Source organism: Bacillus sp. BS3(2021) (assembly GCF_021043345.1).
Taxonomy (GTDB): Bacteria; Bacillota; Bacilli; order Bacillales; family Bacillaceae; genus Bacillus; species Bacillus paralicheniformis.
Window position 1 is genome coordinate 839,411 of the sequence record NZ_JAJNDM010000001.1, and the last position, 19,610, is coordinate 859,020.

The 19,610-nt window shown below is 47.0% G+C and carries 20 protein-coding genes and 1 pseudogene; 15 read left to right on the forward strand and 6 right to left on the reverse strand.

Going from position 1 to position 19,610, the window contains the following annotated elements; translation table 11 throughout:
- Nucleotides 1-146: 146 nt before the first annotated feature.
- From dapA to LQ247_RS04110, 5 genes and pseudogenes are all read left to right on the forward strand, one after another.
- Complete coding sequence (gene dapA, locus LQ247_RS04090) at nt 147-1,049, forward strand: 4-hydroxy-tetrahydrodipicolinate synthase (protein ID WP_101561485.1); 903 nt, start codon at nt 147-149, stop codon at nt 1,047-1,049.
- Nucleotides 1,050-1,053: 4 nt separating this feature from the next.
- Complete coding sequence (locus tag LQ247_RS04095) at nt 1,054-2,223, forward strand: iron-containing alcohol dehydrogenase (RefSeq protein WP_023856244.1); 1,170 nt, start codon at nt 1,054-1,056, stop codon at nt 2,221-2,223.
- Nucleotides 2,224-2,291: 68 nt separating this feature from the next.
- Complete coding sequence (locus LQ247_RS04100; protein ID WP_025809865.1) at nt 2,292-3,695, forward strand: sodium:solute symporter family protein; 1,404 nt, start codon at nt 2,292-2,294, stop codon at nt 3,693-3,695.
- A complete protein-coding gene (locus LQ247_RS04105; protein WP_101561486.1) occupies nt 3,695-4,873 on the forward strand; it encodes a sialidase family protein in 1,179 nt (392 codons plus the stop codon). Before LQ247_RS04100 ends, LQ247_RS04105 begins: the two co-directional genes overlap by 1 nt.
- Nucleotides 4,874-4,976: 103 nt before the next feature.
- Nucleotides 4,977-5,405 (forward strand): annotated as a pseudogene (locus tag LQ247_RS04110) (4-hydroxythreonine-4-phosphate dehydrogenase PdxA); the annotation flags it as partial.
- 49 nt (nt 5,406-5,454) lie between these two features.
- On the opposite strand, the gene LQ247_RS04115 reads toward LQ247_RS04110, so the two are convergent.
- Nucleotides 5,455-6,201: an SDR family NAD(P)-dependent oxidoreductase gene (locus LQ247_RS04115; protein ID WP_101561487.1), complete on the reverse strand. Its 747-nt coding sequence runs from the start codon at nt 6,199-6,201 to the stop codon at nt 5,455-5,457.
- Between the two features lie 185 nt (nt 6,202-6,386).
- Between LQ247_RS04115 and LQ247_RS04120 the strand changes: the two genes are divergently transcribed.
- The 8 genes from LQ247_RS04120 to LQ247_RS04155 all read left to right on the forward strand — a co-directional run bounded on the left by LQ247_RS04120 (nt 6,387) and on the right by LQ247_RS04155 (nt 12,745).
- A complete protein-coding gene (locus tag LQ247_RS04120; RefSeq protein ID WP_101561488.1) occupies nt 6,387-6,965 on the forward strand; it encodes a cob(I)yrinic acid a,c-diamide adenosyltransferase in 579 nt (192 codons plus the stop codon).
- Between the two features lie 131 nt (nt 6,966-7,096).
- Nucleotides 7,097-8,050 (forward strand): pectinesterase family protein, encoded by a 954-nt coding sequence (locus tag LQ247_RS04125; RefSeq protein WP_144498904.1) that lies wholly within the window; start codon nt 7,097-7,099, stop codon nt 8,048-8,050.
- A 172-nt stretch (nt 8,051-8,222) separates the two neighbouring features.
- Nucleotides 8,223-8,609 (forward strand): protein liaI, encoded by a 387-nt coding sequence (locus LQ247_RS04130; RefSeq protein WP_023856236.1) that lies wholly within the window; start codon nt 8,223-8,225, stop codon nt 8,607-8,609.
- A gap of 20 nt (nt 8,610-8,629) precedes the next feature.
- Nucleotides 8,630-9,313, forward strand: coding sequence for a stress responsive protein LiaH (gene liaH / locus LQ247_RS04135; protein WP_231005602.1), 684 nt, complete (start codon nt 8,630-8,632; stop codon nt 9,311-9,313).
- 106 nt (nt 9,314-9,419) lie between these two features.
- Nucleotides 9,420-10,283, forward strand: coding sequence for a LiaG family protein (gene liaG / locus LQ247_RS04140; protein ID WP_101561490.1), 864 nt, complete (start codon nt 9,420-9,422; stop codon nt 10,281-10,283).
- Nucleotides 10,284-10,313: 30 nt separating this feature from the next.
- Nucleotides 10,314-11,045 (forward strand): cell wall-active antibiotics response protein LiaF, encoded by a 732-nt coding sequence (liaF, locus tag LQ247_RS04145; RefSeq protein ID WP_130569246.1) that lies wholly within the window; start codon nt 10,314-10,316, stop codon nt 11,043-11,045.
- Nucleotides 11,042-12,106: a two-component system sensor histidine kinase LiaS gene (gene liaS / locus LQ247_RS04150; protein WP_023856232.1), complete on the forward strand. Its 1,065-nt coding sequence runs from the start codon at nt 11,042-11,044 to the stop codon at nt 12,104-12,106. The genes liaF and liaS overlap by 4 nt, the downstream gene beginning before the upstream one ends.
- Nucleotides 12,107-12,109: 3 nt before the next feature.
- Entirely contained in the window at nt 12,110-12,745 is a 636-nt protein-coding gene (locus LQ247_RS04155; RefSeq protein ID WP_023856231.1) for a response regulator, read from the forward strand.
- Nucleotides 12,746-12,781: 36 nt separating this feature from the next.
- Here LQ247_RS04155 and LQ247_RS04160 read toward each other — a convergent pair whose 3' ends face one another.
- Genes LQ247_RS04160 through LQ247_RS04175 form a run of 4 tightly spaced genes read right to left on the reverse strand, consistent with a single transcriptional unit; the run spans nt 12,782 to nt 16,838 of the window.
- The gene (locus LQ247_RS04160) at nt 12,782-13,165 is read right to left on the reverse strand and encodes a hypothetical protein (RefSeq protein WP_095292305.1); all 384 of its coding nucleotides are present in this window, start codon (nt 13,163-13,165) and stop codon (nt 12,782-12,784) included.
- Between the two features lie 43 nt (nt 13,166-13,208).
- A complete protein-coding gene (locus tag LQ247_RS04165; protein WP_026580092.1) occupies nt 13,209-14,330 on the reverse strand; it encodes a Ger(x)C family spore germination protein in 1,122 nt (373 codons plus the stop codon).
- Nucleotides 14,327-15,427: an endospore germination permease gene (locus tag LQ247_RS04170; protein WP_026580091.1), complete on the reverse strand. Its 1,101-nt coding sequence runs from the start codon at nt 15,425-15,427 to the stop codon at nt 14,327-14,329. The genes LQ247_RS04165 and LQ247_RS04170 overlap by 4 nt, the downstream gene beginning before the upstream one ends.
- Nucleotides 15,396-16,838 carry a spore germination protein gene (locus LQ247_RS04175; protein WP_095292308.1) on the reverse strand — a complete coding sequence of 481 codons (1,443 nt, stop codon included), beginning with the start codon at nt 16,836-16,838 and terminating at the stop codon, nt 15,396-15,398. The genes LQ247_RS04170 and LQ247_RS04175 overlap by 32 nt, the downstream gene beginning before the upstream one ends.
- A 125-nt stretch (nt 16,839-16,963) precedes the next feature.
- Here LQ247_RS04175 and LQ247_RS04180 point away from each other — a divergent pair, with 125 nt between their 5' ends.
- Both LQ247_RS04180 and fumC read left to right on the forward strand, forming a co-directional pair.
- Nucleotides 16,964-17,131, forward strand: coding sequence for a YvzF family protein (locus LQ247_RS04180; protein ID WP_020452898.1), 168 nt, complete (start codon nt 16,964-16,966; stop codon nt 17,129-17,131).
- 83 nt (nt 17,132-17,214) lie between these two features.
- On the forward strand, nt 17,215-18,603 hold the full coding sequence (gene fumC / locus LQ247_RS04185; protein WP_095292311.1) for a class II fumarate hydratase: 1,389 nt from the start codon (nt 17,215-17,217) through the stop codon (nt 18,601-18,603).
- Between the two features lie 45 nt (nt 18,604-18,648).
- Here fumC and LQ247_RS04190 read toward each other — a convergent pair whose 3' ends face one another.
- On the reverse strand, nt 18,649-19,533 hold the full coding sequence (locus LQ247_RS04190; RefSeq protein WP_101561491.1) for a TetR/AcrR family transcriptional regulator: 885 nt from the start codon (nt 19,531-19,533) through the stop codon (nt 18,649-18,651).
- Between the last annotated feature and the right edge of the window lie 77 nt (nt 19,534-19,610).

Genomic DNA, 19,610 nt, shown 5'->3' on the forward strand with positions numbered 1-19,610 from the left:
GCATCAGCTGAAGGTGAGGATTCATTCTTTTGTCCCGAATTCGAAAAAATGTGTTGTTAAATGAATCATAACACCTTTATAATAAAATTTGTGAAAGCGTTTTACTATTTAAATGTTTAAAAATGCAACAGAGGAGGCGAGATCACTTGAAAGTAGAGGGGATTATCCCTGCCATACTGACACCGCTTACAAAAGAACAGGCTTTTCATGCGGGCGCAGCCGAAAAGCTGGTGAATGATCTTATTGATTCAGGCGTCCATGGCATTTTTGCTTTAGGGACAAATGGCGAATTTCATTTATTCTCGCAAGAGGAAAAGCTTCAAATTGCTGAAACAGTTGTAAAAGCGGTTAATAAACGAGTGCCTGTTTTCATCGGGGCAGGAGAAAACAGTACTGAGGCGACCATTTCCTTATCCAATCAAATGGCGGATATCGGAGCGGATGTTCTTTCGATTATTACGCCATACTTTGTCGCACCTTCGCAGGAGGAATTGTATCAACACTTCCGCACGGTCTCTGAAAATGTCACGCTTCCTGTCCTGCTCTACAACATTCCGTCGAGAACAGGCGTATCACTGGAGCCCGAAACGGTTGAAAGGCTTGCGGCATTGCCGAACATTATCGGCATTAAGGACAGCAGCGGCAGCTTCGCCAATATTAAGGCGTATCTTGAGCGTACAAAAGAACAGTCCTTTTCCGTCCTGGCAGGAACTGATTCATTGATTTTAGACACATTGAAGGCGGGTGGAACAGGTGCTGTAGCTGCCACAGCCAATGTGCTTCCGCAAACCGTTGTTTCAATCTATGAATCTTTTAAACAAGGAAACATTGAAGAGAGCGAGCGCTATCAACAGCAGCTGCAACCAATTCGTGATACGTTTTCACTCGGTTCACTGCCGGCACCGCTAAAAAAAGCAGCAGAGCTTGCCGGCATTGCCGTCGGGCCGCCTAAAAGTCCGATTGCAGAGCTGTCGGGAGAGCCGCTGCTAAAAGTGAAAAAGATGCTCGAAGGCTACGGAATTGAAGTAAAAATGGCAAAGGAGCAGTGAGGTTATGAAGACGCTTTATCATTTTCAAACGGCCGCCCGAATTGAGGCTGGTGCACATTCACTCAATTTGCTTGGCGATCACTTAGATCAGACCGGCTTGAATCAGATTCGTTCGGTGTTTATTTTAACTCAGCCGTCGATCGTTTCTCTCGGCTATGCAGACCAAATGAAAGAGGTGCTGGCCGAAAAAGGCATCTCAAGTGAAATTAACACCGATATACAGCCGGAGCCGACGGAACAAAATATCGAAGAGGTTTTTCAGCTTTTTTCTGAAGGAGGCCATGACGCGATTCTAGGAATTGGCGGAGGCAGTGTGCTAGATGCGGCTAAAATCCTCTCTGTTCTGAAAACAAATGAAAAACCGATTTCTGCTTTGATTGGCACGAATCTTGTTGAAAAGCCCGGCGTTCCGCTTGTGCTGATTCCGACAACATCCGGAACAGGGTCAGAGGTGACGCCGAATGCGATTGTGACGTTCCCGGAGAAAGAATTAAAGATTGGTATGGTCAGTCCCTATCTGCTGCCGTCGGTTGTGATTTTAGATCCGGTTTTGACGACCGGTCTTCCAAAAGCGATCACAGCTGCAACCGGAATGGATGCATTTACACACGCACTCGAATCCTATATTTCCAACAAAGCAAACCCATTCAGCGACATGTTTGCGCTTGAATCTATGAGACTGATTTCCTCCAGTATTCAGGAGGCCTACCATCATGGAGATAATCTGGAAGCGAGAGAAAAAATGCTCATTGGCGCCATGTATGGCGGAATGGCCTTGACAAGCGCAGGAACAGCGGCGGTTCATGCGATGGCTTACCCGCTCGGGGGAAAATACAAAATTTCGCACGGGGTGGCCAATTCAATGCTGCTTCCGCATGTAACGGCCTTCAATGCGGATCATGTGATTGACCGTCTTTCGGATGTGGCTGGCGTGATTGGAATTGAACCAAAGGGTTCGAAGGCAAGTCAAGCAGAGCGGGTCATACGGAAAATTGAAGAGTGGACCGCTGATTTGAACATTCCGCAAAATTTAAAGACATTCGGGGTATCAAAAGAGGATGTTCCGTCGCTTGCAGAGGCGGCAGCCGACGTCAAACGGCTCATGGATAACAATCCAAAGCCGATGTCCATTGCGGAGATTGAAGCCGTCTATTTGAAATTGCTGGATATGTAGGTACCGGGATCTGTACATGGTTTTCACCATGAGCCTGTAAATGGCTCACAAACAAAGGGGGAGTTTGGGTGGATGTCTTAAGCGGTTCGATCATAACGTTTATTTTGGCAGTGATTGTGGTTTACATTCTTTTTACGACGTGGCTGACGATGCGGTTTCGCAGTAAATCAAGTTCGGAATTCAACAATGCTGCCAAAACGCTGCCGGCGATTGTTGTCGGCATTCTGCTGATGAGTGAATTCATCGGCACCAAATCGACAATTGGGACCGCTGAATCAGCTTATACACATGGTTTAGCGGCTTCATGGTCGATTGTAACGGTCTCGATTGCATTTTTTATTTTTTCCTACTTCTTAGCCGGGAAATTTTATAAAACAGGCCAATATACGATCTCCGGCATTATTAGTGAAAAGTTTGGCCGTTCGACCAAGCTAGTCGTTTCTATCATTATGATTGTAGCCCTTTTACTTGTGAATCTTGGAAACTATTTAAGCGGATCGGCGGCAATTTCGTCTATTTTAGGTTTGCCGCTGATGACGTGTGCGATCATTACAGCGATTGTCAGCACCTTTTATTTTACGTTTGGCGGAATGAAGGGCGTTGCCTGGGTGACGATTTTGCATTCTCTTGTTAAATATGCTGGGGTTCTGATCACTTTAGGGGTTGCCCTCTATTTGACAAAAGGCTGGGAGCCGATGACGCAGCAGTTGCCGGAGCATTTCTTCACTTGGGACGGCAGCATCGGATGGGGGACAATCGGCGCCTGGTTTATCGGCAACATGGGGGCGATTTTCGCGACTCAGTTTATTATACAGGCTATTACATCATCGAAAAGTGAGAAAGATGCAAAGAAGTCGACGCTGTATGCAGCGCTGCTTTGTCTGCCGCTTGCGATTGCCATTGGAGTCATCGGCGTTGCTGCACGGTATTTGTACCCGGATATTGATCCAATTTACGCATTCCCGGTGTTTATGCAGCACATGAATCCTGTGCTGAGCGCGGTTGTGGCGACATCCCTTGTGGCGTCTATTTTCGTCGGCGTTTCGACGGTTGCGCTGGCGACAACGACGCTGATCATTGATGATTTTTATGTGCCGAAAGCAAACCCGACACCGGAACAGCGCATGAAAATCACGAGATATGTTTCGATTATCATCGGTTTTATTCCGCTGCTCGGCGTTGCGCTGGCGCCTGAATTGTTAACGCTTTCTTTCTTTACGAGGGCGCTTCGCACATCAATTGCCGTTGTGGCGGCGATGGGCTTTTATTTGCCATATTTCAATTCAAACCGCGGAGCAACAATTGGTCTGACGCTTTCAGGTATTACGACGACGGTATGGTATTTACTGGACAATCCGTTTGGCATCGATAACATGTACATCGCCATCATTGTCCCGTTTATTGTGCTCGTATTAGACCGTCTGATCAGCTCGCCTGCGAAAAAAGAGTCAAATGTGGAGGAGGAATTGTGATGAAACAAAGTGAAACTTCCCTGCCGATAGATGGGCGCATCAGAGAAAATAAAACTGACCCGGCCAGAAAGGATGCGTTTTTGCCGACAGACTGCCCGCAAAACCATGCAGCCAACCTGCTGGAGCTGGATAATGGTGATCTGTTGTGCGTCTGGTTTGGGGGAACGCAGGAAGGCATTCCTGATATATCGATTTACATGTCAAGGCTTGAAAGAGGAAGCGATGAGTGGACACAGGCAGAAAAGCTGTCAGATGATCCTTCCCGCTCCGAACAAAATCCTGTGCTTTTTCAAGAGCCTGACGGCCGGCTTTGGCTTATGTATACGGCACAGCTTTCCGGCAATCAGGATACAGCGATTGTCAGATACCGGACTTCAGACGATAGAGGCCGGACATGGAGTAAGATTGACACGTTGTTTGCCGAAGCCGGGACTTTTATCCGCCAGCCGCTCATTGTTCTGGATAACGGCGATTGGCTGCTGCCTGTCTTTTACTGCATCACCTTGCCGGGCGTGAAATGGACTGGAAACCGTGACATCAGCGCGGTGAAAATTTCGTCTGATAAAGGCAAGACATGGGAGGAAGTGAAGGTGCCGGGCAGTACCGGCTGTGTTCATATGAATATTGAAAAACTGCGCGACGGCACATTGCTTGCGCTGTTTAGAAGCCGTTTTGCAGACTCGATTTATTCGAGCCGCTCTATTGATAACGGCCGCACCTGGTCAGAGCCTGAGCCGACGGAGTTGCCGAACAACAACTCCTCCATTCAATTTACAGCCCTTCAAGATGGGACGCTTGCTCTCGTATACAATCATATGAATGCGAATGAAACGACCGAAAGAAGAGCATCTTTATACGATGAAATTGAGGAGGAGGATGATACAAAAACAGGTGTTGACACAGAAGCGCGGCCTGCCTTTTGGGGAGCTCCGAGGGCGCCGATGACATTGGCCCTTTCACAGGACGGCGGCATCACATGGCCTGTCAAAAGAAACATCGAAGTCGGCGATGGTTATGCGATGACGAACAACTCAAAAGACAAGCTCAACCGCGAATTTTCCTATCCGTCGATCAAGCAGGGGAAAGACGGTGATCTGCATATTGCCTTTACGTACTACCGTCAGGCGATTAAATATGTACGTGTTCCGCAAACATGGGCCTTTGCCGGTCAAGAATAAAGCCGTTTGAGCGCGCAGCACTTGATGGAATGAAGGGTATATCATTTATGATTTAAGTTCGAGAGGCTGTCCCAATCGTTTGAAGGGACTCCCTCGTGATGTGAAACGGGTGTACACGACAATTCAATTGGCGTATGACACGCTCATTCGCGCAGGCATTCCGCAGCCGAAAATCTCCGTATGCGGCATGACCCCCCATGGCAGTGAGAATGGTTTGTTTGGACATGGAGAAGGAGAAGAGAAAATTGTTCCTGGCGTTGACCGCAGGCATTCGGTCCGCTGCCCGCTGGCACGCTTTTCTTCAGAGCAGTGAGAGGCGACTTTGATATAGTGGTGGCGATGTATGACGATCCAGGACACGGTCCGCTTGGCCTTAAGGCCGGTGTGAGCATTACAGTCGGCCTGCCGATGATCCGTACGAGTGTTGACCATGGAACAGCCTTTGGATAATGAGTGAACCGGCAAAGCTGATCCTGCGAGTTTAGAAGAAGCAGTGAGACAGGCGATCGTGCTGTCCGTCCGGTCCGCTTGAGCGGCATATATATAAAAGAAGAGCCTTCCAGTTAAGGAGGCTCTTCTTTTTAGTTCATGTAGGTCCCGCCGTTAATATTAATGGTTTCGCCCGTTATAAAATCAGATTGATCAGAGGCTAGGAAGGCGACAACGTTTGCGACATGCTCGGGTGAGCCGATCATTTTCAGCGGAATCCGCTCAATGACAGCTGCGCGATACTCCTCGCTCCACTGCTTGCTCATATCCGTTTCAATCGGTCCCGGGCAGACGGCGTTGACATAAATGCGGTGTGCAGCGAGCTCCTTTGCCAAATGCATCGTTAAATAGTTGATGCCTGCTTTCGATGCACCGTAAGCAGGAGAGGCATTGTGATGCGGTGTTTTGCTCGTCGTTGAGCTCATGTTTACAATTTTTCCGCCGCCCTGCGTGATCATCTCCGGGATGACAGCCTGACACATGAGAAAGGTGCCGGTTAAATTTAAATCTATCACTCTTTTCCACTCTTCAAGCGATGTATCAATGGTCGTTTTCCGCAAATTAATGCCCGCATTGTTGACCAAAATATCGATCCGCCCAAACTGCTGTTTTGCTTCAGCTATGAGAAGCGAGGCTGTTTCTGGCAAACTGGCATCACCTGCAACATAAGAAGCGCGCTTTCTCTCAGTATTCAATTGTGTGCACAGGGACTTGAGCAATTCTTCGTTTGTCCCGTTGATGACGACATTTGCCCCTTTATCCGCAAGCGTCTCTGCAACAGCTTTGCCGATGCCGCGGCTTGCACCGGTAATAATCGCCGTTTGCTGATTCAATTCCATCCTCATCCCACCTGTCTTTGAATAAAACCGTTTTCATGTCTATTATAAAATTGAGTGTTTCTTTATTCAACAAAACTTTATCTTGATGATTGCTATTTGTTTTTTTGTTTCATAATGAAACGATTCCTGCAGCCGATAGAAACAGGGTATACTATAGAAACAAGTAATAAAGAAGGGAGAATGAAATGAAACTATACACAAAAACAGGCGATAAGGGAAAAACGAGTTTAATTGGCGGAAAGGCGGATAAAGATCATCTTAGAGTGGAAGCGTACGGCACATTGGATGAAGCAAACAGTTTCATCGGGCTGGCTCAGTCTTATTTAAAAGCAGAAGAAGCGCTGTTTCAAGATGTTCTGTCAGAGTTGACCGCCATCCAGCATGAGCTGTTCGACTGCGGCACTGATTTGGCGTATGTCAATGTTCAGGAAGAAGGCAAGCTCAAGACTGAATCAATCACCATGCTTGAAGAACGAATTGATGCCTATGTCGAGGAAGCGCCGCGGCTGACCAAGTTTATTCTTCCGGGCGGAACAGAAGCGGCATCATTTTTGCATGCGGCGAGAACGGTCATCAGAAGAGCTGAACGAAAGATTGTCGCTTTGGCCAAAGAAGAAGACATTCCGCCGCTTGCGCTGCCATACGTCAACCGGCTGTCCGATTATTTATTTGCGGCGGCGCGCATTGTCAATCACCGGCTCGGGGAAGTGGATGTCGAATATGAACGAAGCGCTGATGTATTCCGGACAAAGAAAAACTCATGAATGAGAAATCCGCCAATCGTTATCGAACAGAAATGGGCCGATTGATCAAATCAAGCCGTTTTCCGGCAGGGGAAAACGGCTTTTTGTCGTAAACCTTTAAGTAAGCGTTTTCAAAGAGAGGGAGTGTTCAAGTGGTTAATCGGGAGGCAGCTGCTATAAGGCTGACGGTTTCGAAGGATGGAGACGGCGAATTTCAAACCGTTCAAGAGGCGATCGATGCTTTGCCTGAGTACAGTCGGGAACTGAAAGTGATATTCATTAAAAAAGGAGTTTACAAAGAAGTCGTTCATATTCCGGCTACAAAGCCGTTTGTGAAGCTGATCGGCGAAGATCGTTACGAGACTGTGATTACGTATGACAACTATGCCGGAAAAGAAAAGGAAGGAGGAGGGAAATACGGCACGACCGGAAGTTCAAGCGTGTTTATTTATGCGGATCATGTTGAAGCTGAAAATCTGACGTTTGAAAACTCGTTCGACCGCACGAAAGTCGATACGACCGATACACAAGCGGTGGCGGTTTATGCGAAAGGAAACAGGATGACGTTCAAACATGTCAGGTTTATAGGCAGACAAGATACACTGTTTGTCAATGACGGTACACAATATTTTTATCAATGCTATATAGAAGGCGATGTCGATTTCATTTTCGGAGGAGCAAGAGCCGTGTTTGAAGAGTGCCAGATCCATAGCGCTGACCGCGGGTCCGCTACCAACAACGGTTATGTAACAGCTGCGAGCACGCATATCGCAAAGCCGCTCGGTTTATTGATGACGAACTGCAGACTGACAAGCGATGCCGCAGATGGAACGGTATACCTCGGGCGCCCTTGGCATCCGGGAGGAGACCCCGACGCCATCGCCAGTGTACTATATCACCGCTGCGATTTAGGCGCACACATCAAGCCTGAAGGATGGACGGATATGTCGGGCTTTTCGGCAGCCGATGCCAGATTGTATGAATACGAGAATACGGGTCCTGGTGCAATATCACATGAGGATCGAAGGCAGCTTGCCGAGCATGAGGCTGAGAAATGGACAATTGAAAACGTATTGGACGGCTGGAATCCTAAAGTTGAATCATAGCAAGGCAATGTGCAGAAAGACCGCTCTCTGGCTGAGATGAGCGGTCTTTTTATGCGAGCGGGTCCGATGTGCCGTACGACTAGGGTCGTACAGCAAAATCAATCTGTGACTCGTTTTGTCGAAGCCTGAAATTGACTATAGTAAAGACATGAACGAGAAAGGAGGAGCAAATATGAATATAAATGGAAAGTCCATCATCGGCTTTTTTCTAATCCTTTTTGGCGTCTCCCTGTTTTTCGGCGGAGGCCATTTCGGCGGATTGGTTACAGGTGCTATTGGAGCATTGCTTCTATTCTATTCCGTGAAAAAATGGAAGGAAGGGCGCCAGTTTGCCGCGGTACTGGCCGCGATCTTCGGCATCATGTTTTTGGGAGGGTCATTGCCGTTTCTGATCGGCATCGCGGTTGCTGCAGCGATGGTTTATTTCGGATGGAAAATGATGAAGCAGGATGACAAACAGAATGACATCCTTTATTCAGAGAAAACGGAGCCTTCTGCAGCTTCATATGACACAGGCTTTGATGCAGAGTGGGAAGACTTTTTGAAAAAGAATAAATAATATTTTAGGAGGACGAGATCATGGCTTTAAAAAGAATCAGAGACATGTTTGTCGCATCAGTAAATGAAGGATTGGATAAACTTGAGAACCCCCGGGTGATGCTGAATCAATACGTACGCGACATGGAAAGTGATATCGCTAAGGCGAAGCATACCATTGTCAAGCAGCAGACAATTGAACATAGTTTTAAAGGAAAAGTGGAAGAAGCCGAAAAGCTTTCTGTCAAGCGAAGAAACCAGGCTCAGCTCGCTTTTGATGCGGGTGAAGAAGAACTTGCTAAAAAGGCGCTCTCAGAAATGAAGTATTTTGAAGAAAAAGCTGCCGAATATAAGGACGCTCACCAGCACGCGAAAAAGCAGCTTGCCGAATTAAAGGAACAGCTTGAGACACTCGAAATTAAACTGCGCGATGTCAAAGACCGCAAGCATGCGCTGATCGCCAGGGCAAACGCGGTAAAAGCGAAAGAACATATGAATGCATCATTTAATAAAATCGACAGCGAAAGCGCCTACCGGGAATTTATGAGAATGGAAAACCGCATTGAAGAGATGGAAACAAAGGCGAACAGCTATGCTGAATTATCCGCTTCATCAAGCAGCCCATTCGGCCGCCTTGAATATGCAAAAGAGGTAGAAGAAGAGCTGGAAAAAATGAGGGCTAAAAAGACAGGCTTGGAAAAGCAGACGCCTGCGGGAAATGCGTAAACGAATAGGGGCTCTCATAGGCCCCTTATGCAATTTTTGATTTCTTTCATAGATCATTTTCCTTATAATAAGGAGCATACACTTACTAGCCGAAAGGGTAATCCAAATGAAAAAAACGGTTGGAAAACTGCTGATTATCGCCGGCATTCTTATCCTTGCCGGGATGATGTTGAATGGGCGCGAAGGCTTTTCATTCTTCGGCTTCGATGACGAGTCAGCCCGCACATATCATGCACAGGGAAAAGACATCGATAAAATTGACATTGATGCAAAGAGCATAACAGTCAACATTCAAGCTGAAAACCGCGATGATATAAAAGCTGAGATTTCGGGAAAAAACGTCCGGCTTGATTCGTCTGAACAGGGGCGTACACTCCGGCTTTCCGCTGATTCGAAGGGCTTTTGGCCGTTTTTCTGGAGTAAAAAAGAGCTGATTGTCAAGATTCCTTCTGAATATAAAGAAGATCTGGCGATTTCTTCGGGAAGCGGAAATGTCAAACTGTCCGGCGGCGGTCTGCATTTGCGAAATGTAGCCTTGAAGTCGGGAAGCGGCAGCCTCAAGGCCGATGATCTTCAGGCGGTAGACCTTTCTGTAAAAGGGACCTCGGGGTCGGTCAGGCTGGAAAACGTTCAAACCACAGAAGGCGACATCCGCTCCACATCCGGTCATACAAAACTTGAAAATGTCACCGGCAGACTGAGCATCAAACAGACTTCAGGCAATTTGCGCGCTTCTTTTACAGAGATCAATGATCCTCTGAGCATCAAACAAACATCCGGAAACACCAAGCTTAAACTTCCCGATGATGCCGACATCAGTCTTAAAGCCGAGTCGACAAGCGGAAACATCAGTCATTCCTATTCATTTGATCAAGTTGCCAATGAAAAGCGGACACTGACTGGAAAAAAAGGAAATGGAAAAAATAAAATCGACATCTCCATCACGAGCGGGAATGTCTCAATTGAGTAATCAACAAAAAGAAAGGGGGCTCGAGTCAGCATGCGACTTACTAAAAACCAGCTGATCGGACTGATCATCGTACTCTTCGGAATCAGCATATTTTTGCAAAACAGCGGGCTTGGAGACGCGTTATTCTGGCCGCTCGCTTTTCTTTTTGCCGGTTATTTTCTCCATAAATATTCCCGCCGCTGGCTCGGGTCTGTCATGTATATCTTTGCGGGCTTTCTGCTGCTGAAGGACATCTTCAGCATTACATTCAGCCTGTTCGGCTTCTTCTTTGCCGCATTCTTAATTTATGCGGGGTACCGGCTGGTGACAAATCAGCCGGTATTTGATCGCCATAAGCCGAAAGGCAGGGAGAAGGAAAAGACGGATTCCAAGCCGCTTCAGGAGAAGAACAGCCCGGGACAGCGCAGCTTTTTTTTCGGTGATGTAAAATTGATGAAAACACCTTTTGACTTAAATGACTTGAATATCTCCGGGTTTATCGGTGACGTGAAAATCGATTTGTCAAAAGCGATTATTTCAGAGGGTGAAAACACCATCGTCATCACGGGGTTGATCGGAGATGTCGATATTTACATCCCGTCCGACCTTGAAGTGTCCATCAGCTCCTCTGCGTTCATTGGAGACATTGACGTTATCGGCGGCCGAAAAAGCGGCATCGGCAATCAAATCTATACCGAGACAGAGAATTACGAGCAGTCGGCACGACGGGTCAAAATTTCGATTTCGCTGTTTATCGGCGATGTGGATGTGCGGTTCATATGAGAACGAACAGGCTTGCAAACATTCAATGGCGCGCCGTCCGCTTATCCCTAGGTGTCAGCTTTACGATTTTTCTTGCTGTATTGGGCTTTATGCTGTTTTACTACCAGCTGGATCCGAGGGTGCTTATCGTTTCCAGGTGGTTCGGAATTCCGTTTATCGCGCTTCTCGCATTGATCAGCGCAGCTGTCGGATTCGGCTCAGGTTATATGTTCGGCAATCAGCTGAAAAAACGGCTTGAAAAGCTGATCGAATCCATTCTAAAGTACGAAAACGGCAACTTTGCCTACCGGATTCCGTCGCTTGGAGACGATGAGATCGGACTGGCCGCCGACCAGCTCAATGAGATGGCCAAACGGATCGAAAGACAGGTCGCCTCTTTGCAAAAGCTGTCCAACGAGAGAGCGGAATGGCAGGATCAAATGAAAAAATCGGTGATCTCTGAAGAGCGGCAGCGTCTTGCGCGCGAATTACATGATGCGGTGAGCCAGCAGCTGTTTGCGATTTCCATGATGACTTCGGCGGTATTGGAGGGGATCGATGCTGCCGCTGACGAAAAGCTCGCTCAAAGGCTGAAAATGGTCGAAAAAATGGCGGCCGACGCCCAGAATGAAATGAGGGCGCTGCTTTTGCATTTACGACCTGTTACCCTTGAAGGGAAAGGTTTAAAAGAAGGGCTTGCAGATCTTTTGAAAGAATTTAAAGCGAAACAGTCGGTCGACATCGATTGGGAGATCGAGGATGCAGGCAAACTTCCGAAAGGTGTGGAAGACCACCTGTTCAGGATCGTTCAAGAAGCGCTCTCAAACGTGTTCCGGCATTCAAAAGCGACAAAAGTCACCGTCAGACTGCTGCTCAGGAACAAGCAGCTCCAGTTGAAAGTCATTGACAACGGTGAAGGATTTATGATGGACGCCGTCAAAACATCTTCATACGGGCTGAACTCGATCAAGGAAAGGGCCAGTGAAGTCGGAGGAGTGGCCGAAATCATTTCATTTACGGGAAAAGGAACACAGGTTGATGTAAAGGTTCCGATTTTTGAACAACAAAAAGGAGAGGCTTAAAAGGTGATTCGAGTATTGTTAATTGATGATCATGAAATGGTGAGAATGGGGCTGGCCGCTTTCCTGGAATCCCAGCCTGATATTGAAGTGATTGGAGAAGCATCAGACGGGAAGCGCGGCGTTGAATTGGCGCTTGAAACCAAACCCGACGTGATTTTGATGGATCTTGTGATGGAAGGGATGGACGGAATTGAGGCCACGAAAGAAATTTGCCGGCAGCTTGCCGATCCGAAAATTATCGTTCTGACGAGCTTCGTTGATGATGACAAGGTCTATCCGGTCATCGAAGCCGGAGCGCTCAGCTATTTGCTGAAAACGTCGAAAGCGAGTGAAATCGCCGATGCGATCAGGGCTGCGAGCGTTGGAGAACCAAAGCTTGAAGCCAAAGTCGCAGGAAAAGTGTTGTCCAAGCTGAGACATTCAGCCGGCGAACAGCCCCTTCATCAATCGCTGACAGCGAGAGAATTGGAAATTCTCAAGCTTGTAGCAGAAGGCAAAACGAACAAAGATATTGCCGAAGAATTATTTATCACCATTAAAACAGTTAAAACGCATGTGACAAACATCCTTTCCAAGCTTGAAGTCGACGACCGGACACAAGCCGCAGTCTACGCCCACCGAAATAAACTTGTCGACTGACAAAACAAAAAACAGCTTTCTCAAGAAAGCCGTTTTTCAGCCGTTCCAATATTTTCGGTCCTCATCTGCAGGAAGAGTGAATGAATCTGTTTCAACCGTGCGGGCGGTAAGTTGGGCGGTCTCGTTTTCCTCGCGTGCATGTTCGCCCGCTGTGCCGTTTTGGCAAATGATGTTGAGCCGCTCGGTTACTATGGCATTGTGCTTCTCCTGCAAGTCGATCAATTTGCCGATGCCTAGCAAAATGAATCCGCCGATGAAGCAAAAAAACGGAGTGGTGAGGTATGTGCCGATCGTAAAGAAAAGCATCGACTGCGAATCCTCCATAAACGGATCATAAGCGACATCGCTGATAATGAATCCGGACAAAATGACGGCCGCTGCAATCAAAAAAATGCCTGTCATGTGCAATATCCGCTTCAAGCTCATCACCCTTTCACACACATTTTATCAGAAAAACGGGCCGCTAGCTGCTTTTTGTCGCACCTTTTGTCCCAAAGTCCTGAATTGTCGCTTTAATGTGAAAGTCGATATCGGCTTCGCTGAAGTGTTTATCCCAATTGGATCTGTCTCTTTCCCATTCCTTCGGAAAAGTGATTCGGGCATTGTCGGAAAGATCGGTGACGTCCGTTTTGATTTCGTGCTGCAGGACATGGATCAGGCGTTCAACCCGCTTTTCGATGTCTCTTTGAACCGATTTCTCAATATTTTTAATGTATTGATCATTAAAAGAATCCTCCCCAAGATACCAGTCTTCTGACAGCCTTCCTTTAATATTGGCATTGATGACAAATTTGTACTTTCCGTTCTGCCTCATCGCCCGAACGCGGTGTGTCATCGAAAACACTTCATACGAGAATAAATGGCCATCATGCTTTGAGTCGATCACCCCTCCGTTTACATGGCCCGTTAATAAATTCAGCGCTTCGATCTGAGGAGGCGAAAGGTTTGCATGATATTTGTTGTTTTTGATCACGGCGCCTCCTTCAAGCTGCAGCTGCCCCTTTTCGACGACAACCTTCGGCATGATAAAAGACAAATCGGACTGCAATTTGATTGAAATGTCGCCCAATGTAACAGGATCGAGCAGCTTGATCGTTGATGCTCTGTTTTCAGAGATGTTGTGGATCACGTCAGACGCGGGATCTCCGGCATCATCAATCTTCAAAATGCTGCCGGCCGCCCCGGGCGTCATATAGACCTCACTGCTCCTTCTGATGCTGTTGTCCCGGATAAACTGATTGATCAACGCTTCCAGAGAAATATCGGATACAAGATCCTCCGAGAAAATCAGGACTTGCAGATGCTGCGAGAATACCGGGAAATTTTTCAAAGCGGTGGAACGGATGGTTTGATGAACCGTATTTCCAGAAGTGGACACCACTTTGGTCGGATCCTGAGCGCTGCCGTCTTGTCCGATCTTTTTAGGAACGAGAAACTGATACGTCAATTTCACCTTTTTATCATCCTCACCTTTATCGAGGGCAAGGCCGATGGCGATGCTGAGTTTTTCAATCTGCCTGCTGTCCCAGCAGCCTGTTAAAAGGAGAAGCAGGGACAAGACTGCTAACATTCCCTTTTTTTTCACGAAGACGTAAACCTCCTTTTGACGGACACGAGCAAAAAGATCAGAAGCGGTAGCGCACAGAAGACAACGATAAAGATATACCCGAGGTAATCGCTGAAGGCGCTGACCTGGTTGGCGTCCCGCGGAACAAGAGATGCCAGATAAACAATGGCGCCGACAAAGAGGACGTTTTTTTTCACAGGCCATCCGAATACGTTTTCAAGTCCTGAGGCGGCAAAGTACGTATAGACGACAAATGTTGTGAAAAACTGGATCGTCCAAATGACGAGCAAAAAAGATTCGAACCTTTCGATGAAAATCCCTCTTATCTCAAAAGACTGAAATAACGAGATCGTCGGCCATGTCATTGTCATAACCTCAGTCGCTGTCAGCGCCCCGACAACGACCGTGAAGGTGAGAATATATAAGAAGAGCGGGATCCCAAATCCGATCGCGGATGCTTTAAAGAGCTTTTCTTTGTTTTTAATGTATTTCGGCAGAAACATCATCAGCTCCACCCCTAAAAATGAAATGGAAACCACCGTCAAAGCTCTGCTGACCGGCTCCAATCCAAGGCCGAGAACCGGACGCAAATGGTTCAGCTGAAACATATTCATGCTCAGTCCGTAAACGATGAGAAGAACGACGATCGTAATGGACAGAAAGAACGGAAATAGCTTGGACATATCGCTGATACCGCCGATGACCAAATAAATTGCACAAACGATAAAAGCAAAAATTGTCACGCCCATTGGTGTGAACTGAAGAAGGAAAAACTTTGCCATTTCAGCCATTGCCCTTGCTTCAAAGCTGGCCACGCCCATGAAGTATAAAACGATTAAAAGGTTGAGAATATTCCCGATCATAAAGCCGCAGCCTTCTCTTGTGTAATCAAAAAAAGACAGGACGTTGTGCTTTTTAACGATTTTGGCATTGATGTAGATAATGAGAAAAAAGACGAGCCCCTCTACAATCAATACGATCCATCCATCTGGCGACAGCGTCTTTTGCGTCAGCGCCCTCGGCAGCGTTAGCAGGCCTGCCCCGAGCATTGTGCTCGTAATGATCGAAGCGGCTTCATATGTGCTAATCCGATCGTGCTGATTTCTTGGAACCATTTTCAGGGTTCACCTCCCGGTCTTTTGTTGGCAGACGAATGATGGCTTCATCGGTATGTTTTAAGCTGAAAAAATGGTTCGGGTTAAAATACGGGATGCCGAAGCTCCTTTGCCTGACCAAATGAGTGAAGATGACGAGCATGCATAATATGATCCCGTAAAGTCCGAACACGGATGCAGCTATCATGGAAATAAACCGCAGCACGCGAAACGACAGGCCCATGCCGTACTGCGGCACAGTAAATGACGCAAGGGCGATAATGCTGACGATGATTACCATCACGGAGCTGACGATATTGGCTTCGACCGCCGCCTGGCCGATGACGACTCCTCCCACGAGGCCGATTGTCTGGCCGAGCGGATTGGGAAGCCGCAGTCCTGCTTCCCTTAAGAGTTCGATCGTTACTTCCATAATCATCGCTTCAAGGAGCGGCGGAAACGGCACATTTTCGCGCGTGCTTGCAATCGTAACAGCGAGTGCTGTCGGCAGCATCCCTTGATGAAAAGACACAAGCGAAATATAAAACGCCGACAGGAACAAGGTGATGAAAATCGAGCTGAACCGGAGAAATCTAATTAAGGTCGCGGCGATCCACCTTTCATAAAAATCGTCCGGGGACTGCATCACCATTCCGAAAGAAGCGGGAACGATCAGGGCAAATGGCGAGTAATCGACAAAGATGGCGATCCGTCCATTAAACAGCGCTGAAGAAACCTTGTCAGGCCTTTCGGTGTTCTGAATCTGCGGGAACGGCGAGTACTTATTATCCTCGATTAATTCTTCAAGAACCCCGGTATCCTGAATGTCATCCAGCCGAACCTTCTTGAGGCGTTTTTTTAGATCTTTAATGACCGAATCGTCCGCTTTGCCCTGGATATAGATAATGGTCGCGTCTTTAAACTTGTTCTTGCCGATCGGTATTTTTTCCACGGTCAGTTCTTGATCCGGGACACGCTGCCTGACCAGGGCCACATTTGTATCGACATCCTCGATAAAGCCGATTTTCGGGCCTCTGACGACGTTTTCCGTATCTACGACTCCAAGACTTCTTTTCTTTTTCTCAGATGTTGGCAGCGCAAAAATAACATTCATGCCATTGATCAAGAGCAGGCACTTTCCTTTGAATATCGCGTTGATGGCGTCTTTTTCTTTTGTAACGGGTTCCGCATTCAGCTTATTTAAACGGAGACGGACATCCTCCAGTGAATAAGAGCTGTCATCCGAGACCAGCAATTTCGCCGCTTTTTGGATTTTCTTATCATCATTCAAATCTTTAAAGTACAAAAAGTAAAAAATGATTCCGTTTTTCAGCATTTTTTTGTTTTGAATCAGATCATCGTTGTGCTCAAGATGGGGAAGAAGAATTGCGAGATTCTCATGGATGTGTTCCTTGAATTCCGACTGAGTCATGATCGTCACCTGCCTGGTGTTTCTGGAATTTGATATAGGTTATCTTTTCCTGTTAAAAAAACAATATACTGTGTTACAGTAGTGTTTGGTGAAATTTTCATTGAACAGAGACGGAGTGAGAAAAGTTGGCGCAGATCAGGCTTACGGGGAAACCGGAAGAGATTGAACGCATTATCCAATCTTTTTCTAAGCATTATGAGGTTTCATATGTATCGAAAGAATACGGCAAGACAAACCCGAAATATAAATATGCAAAAGATTCCCGAGTTTATATTGAGCTAAAATTAAAATAAAGATAAAATTTAAATGGAAGGGTTTTATCGATTTTTATCGAAATATAGATTATTGCAGATTGAGAGAAGGAAGGGATTCGAAAGTGGATTACAGAATTGAAAAAGATACGATGGGTGAAGTCAAGGTTCCCGCCGATAAGTTTTGGGGAGCTCAAACCCAAAGAAGCAAGGAGAACTTTAAAATCGGTTCTGAGAAAATGCCGCAGGAAATTGTGTATGCGTTTGCAATCCTAAAAAGAAGCGCCGCGATTGCCAATGAAAAGCTTGGCAATCTTGAAGCGGAAAAAAAGGAAGCGATTGTTTCCGTATGCGATGATATTTTAGAAGGAAAGTATGACAGCCATTTTCCGCTGGTCGTCTGGCAGACCGGGAGCGGAACACAGAGCAACATGAATATGAATGAAGTCGTGGCAAACAGGGGAACGGCTTATTTGCAGGAAAAAGGCTCAAGCCTGAAGATTCATCCGAATGATGATGTCAACCGCAGCCAAAGCTCTAACGATACATTCCCGACAGCGATGCACGTGGCTGCTGTCCTCGCGATTCACGATAAACTGATCCCGGCGATTGACCGCTTGAGAGGCACGCTGCATGAAAAAGCTGAAGCGTTCAAAGACATTGTCAAAATCGGCCGCACTCATTTGCAGGACGCGACACCGCTGACATTGGGACAGGAAATCAGCGGCTGGGTATACATGCTGGACCGTTCTAAAGAGATGATCCTTGAATCGGCTGACAAAATCCGCGATCTTGCCATCGGCGGAACTGCCGTGGGAACAGGCATTAATGCTCACCCTGAATTCGGAAGCACTGTTGCCGGAGAGATCAGCGCCTTGACCGGACAGACATTCAAAAGCTCGCCTAATAAGTTTCATGCGCTGACAAGCCATGATGAACTGACACACGTTCATGGCGCACTTAAAGCGCTTGCAGCAGATCTCATGAAAATCGCCAATGATGTCAGATGGCTTGCAAGCGGACCGCGCTGCGGAATCGGCGAATTGATTATTCCGGAAAATGAGCCGGGAAGCTCGATCATGCCTGGAAAAGTAAACCCTACGCAAAGCGAAGCGCTGACAATGGTCGCATCCCAAATCATGGGGAATGACGCAACGATCGGCTTTGCCGCGAGCCAGGGGAACTTTGAGCTGAACGTCTTTAAACCGGTGATTATATACAACTTCCTGCAATCCGTTCAGCTTCTTGCCGACGGCATGAATTCATTCCATGACAAGTGTGCCGTGGGAATCGAGCCTAATCGGGAAACAATTGAAAAGAACCTGACCAATTCTCTCATGCTGGTTACGGCTTTAAACCCGCATATCGGATACGAAAATGCGGCGAAAATCGCGAAGCTGGCCCATAAAGAAGGGCTGACGCTGAAAGAAGCGGCGCTCAAACTGAACCTTTTAACAGAGGAGCAGTTCGACGAAGTTGTAAAACCTGAAGAAATGGTGAAACCGAAAGCATAATCAACAAACCGGCTGCATGTATTGCAGCCGGTTTTGTTTTGCGAATCATCCGTGCGGATGGTGCATGTCTTTTTTGATCAATTCAGCGAGTTTGTCCGTTTCTTTTCGAATCGCATCATATTCCTTCAAGTTGGATATCATGCCTTTGATGATGGCGTTTTTGCGCTTTTCTTTTCTAAGCTCTTTTTCCAGAATATCCAGGCTTTCGGCAAGGTCGGCAGGAGGAGCCCCGTTGTACTGCTTGTTCGCTTTGATCCGCATTTCATTGAGGAGGGCGTCCTTCAGCGGATCAAATGTGTAAAAGGGACCGAACCACTCGTCTGCTTTTTCGAATGAAATCAGCGGCTGATCATTGCGCTTGATCATCCCCTTTGCCAAATCGTCGAGGCGGTTCAGCATGTGGTCGGCGAGAGACTGCAGGTCGAACGAATGGTGCAGCAAAATCATCAGCTCAAGATAGACATCGCTCATTCCGTTGATCATAAAGCACAGTTCGGCGCTGTACGGTTCAATGTCTTTGCCGTAAATGTTCTGGATGTTTTCGATGTGCAGCCTGAGCGTGGTTCTCCGCATTTTTTTCGCGAACGCTTCAATTTCGTCATTGATCGGCATTGACCGCTCATTAAACTGCATCGTGATAAACTCTTTGTGCTCCAAAATGTTTTCGAAAAAAACGACGAGCTGCATCCGGTACACATCGCGCGGATGGTCATGCTCCGTTTTGATTTTCTGAATTCGGGTAAAGATTCTTTCATAGTAGTAGTGAAGGACTGAAAGGAGGAGCGCTTCCTTTGATTTAAAATAAATGTAGAAAGCGCCTTTTGACATTTGGCACTCTTTTGCAATCTCCTGAACTGAAGTAGAGCTGTATCCTTTTTTTGCGAAAAGTTTGATGGCTGTTTCAATAATGACTTTCTCTTTTTGTTTCATTGCTTTCACCTTCCTGAAAGATCGAACCCGAAAGCGGCTTTCGGCGGACCGTGGTGACTGGCGGGTCACTTTTTCTG

Excerpts from the sequence above, each read along its gene's own strand:
- LQ247_RS04175 (WP_095292308.1), bottom strand. The coding sequence starts at position 16,838 with ATGACTCAGTCGGAATTCAAGGAACACATCCATGAGAATCTCGCAATT.
- LQ247_RS04120 (WP_101561488.1), top strand. The coding sequence starts at position 6,387 with ATGAAACTATACACAAAAACAGGCGATAAGGGAAAAACGAGTTTAATT.
- liaF (WP_130569246.1), top strand. The coding sequence starts at position 10,314 with ATGCGACTTACTAAAAACCAGCTGATCGGACTGATCATCGTACTCTTC.
- liaG (WP_101561490.1), top strand. The coding sequence starts at position 9,420 with ATGAAAAAAACGGTTGGAAAACTGCTGATTATCGCCGGCATTCTTATC.
- LQ247_RS04130 (WP_023856236.1), top strand. The coding sequence starts at position 8,223 with ATGAATATAAATGGAAAGTCCATCATCGGCTTTTTTCTAATCCTTTTT.
- LQ247_RS04115 (WP_101561487.1), bottom strand. The coding sequence starts at position 6,201 with ATGGAATTGAATCAGCAAACGGCGATTATTACCGGTGCAAGCCGCGGC.
- LQ247_RS04170 (WP_026580091.1), bottom strand. The coding sequence starts at position 15,427 with ATGGTTCCAAGAAATCAGCACGATCGGATTAGCACATATGAAGCCGCT.
- LQ247_RS04190 (WP_101561491.1), bottom strand. The coding sequence starts at position 19,533 with ATGAAACAAAAAGAGAAAGTCATTATTGAAACAGCCATCAAACTTTTC.
- liaS (WP_023856232.1), top strand. The coding sequence starts at position 11,042 with ATGAGAACGAACAGGCTTGCAAACATTCAATGGCGCGCCGTCCGCTTA.
- LQ247_RS04105 (WP_101561486.1), top strand. The coding sequence starts at position 3,695 with ATGAAACAAAGTGAAACTTCCCTGCCGATAGATGGGCGCATCAGAGAA.
- LQ247_RS04095 (WP_023856244.1), top strand. The coding sequence starts at position 1,054 with ATGAAGACGCTTTATCATTTTCAAACGGCCGCCCGAATTGAGGCTGGT.
- liaH (WP_231005602.1), top strand. The coding sequence starts at position 8,630 with ATGGCTTTAAAAAGAATCAGAGACATGTTTGTCGCATCAGTAAATGAA.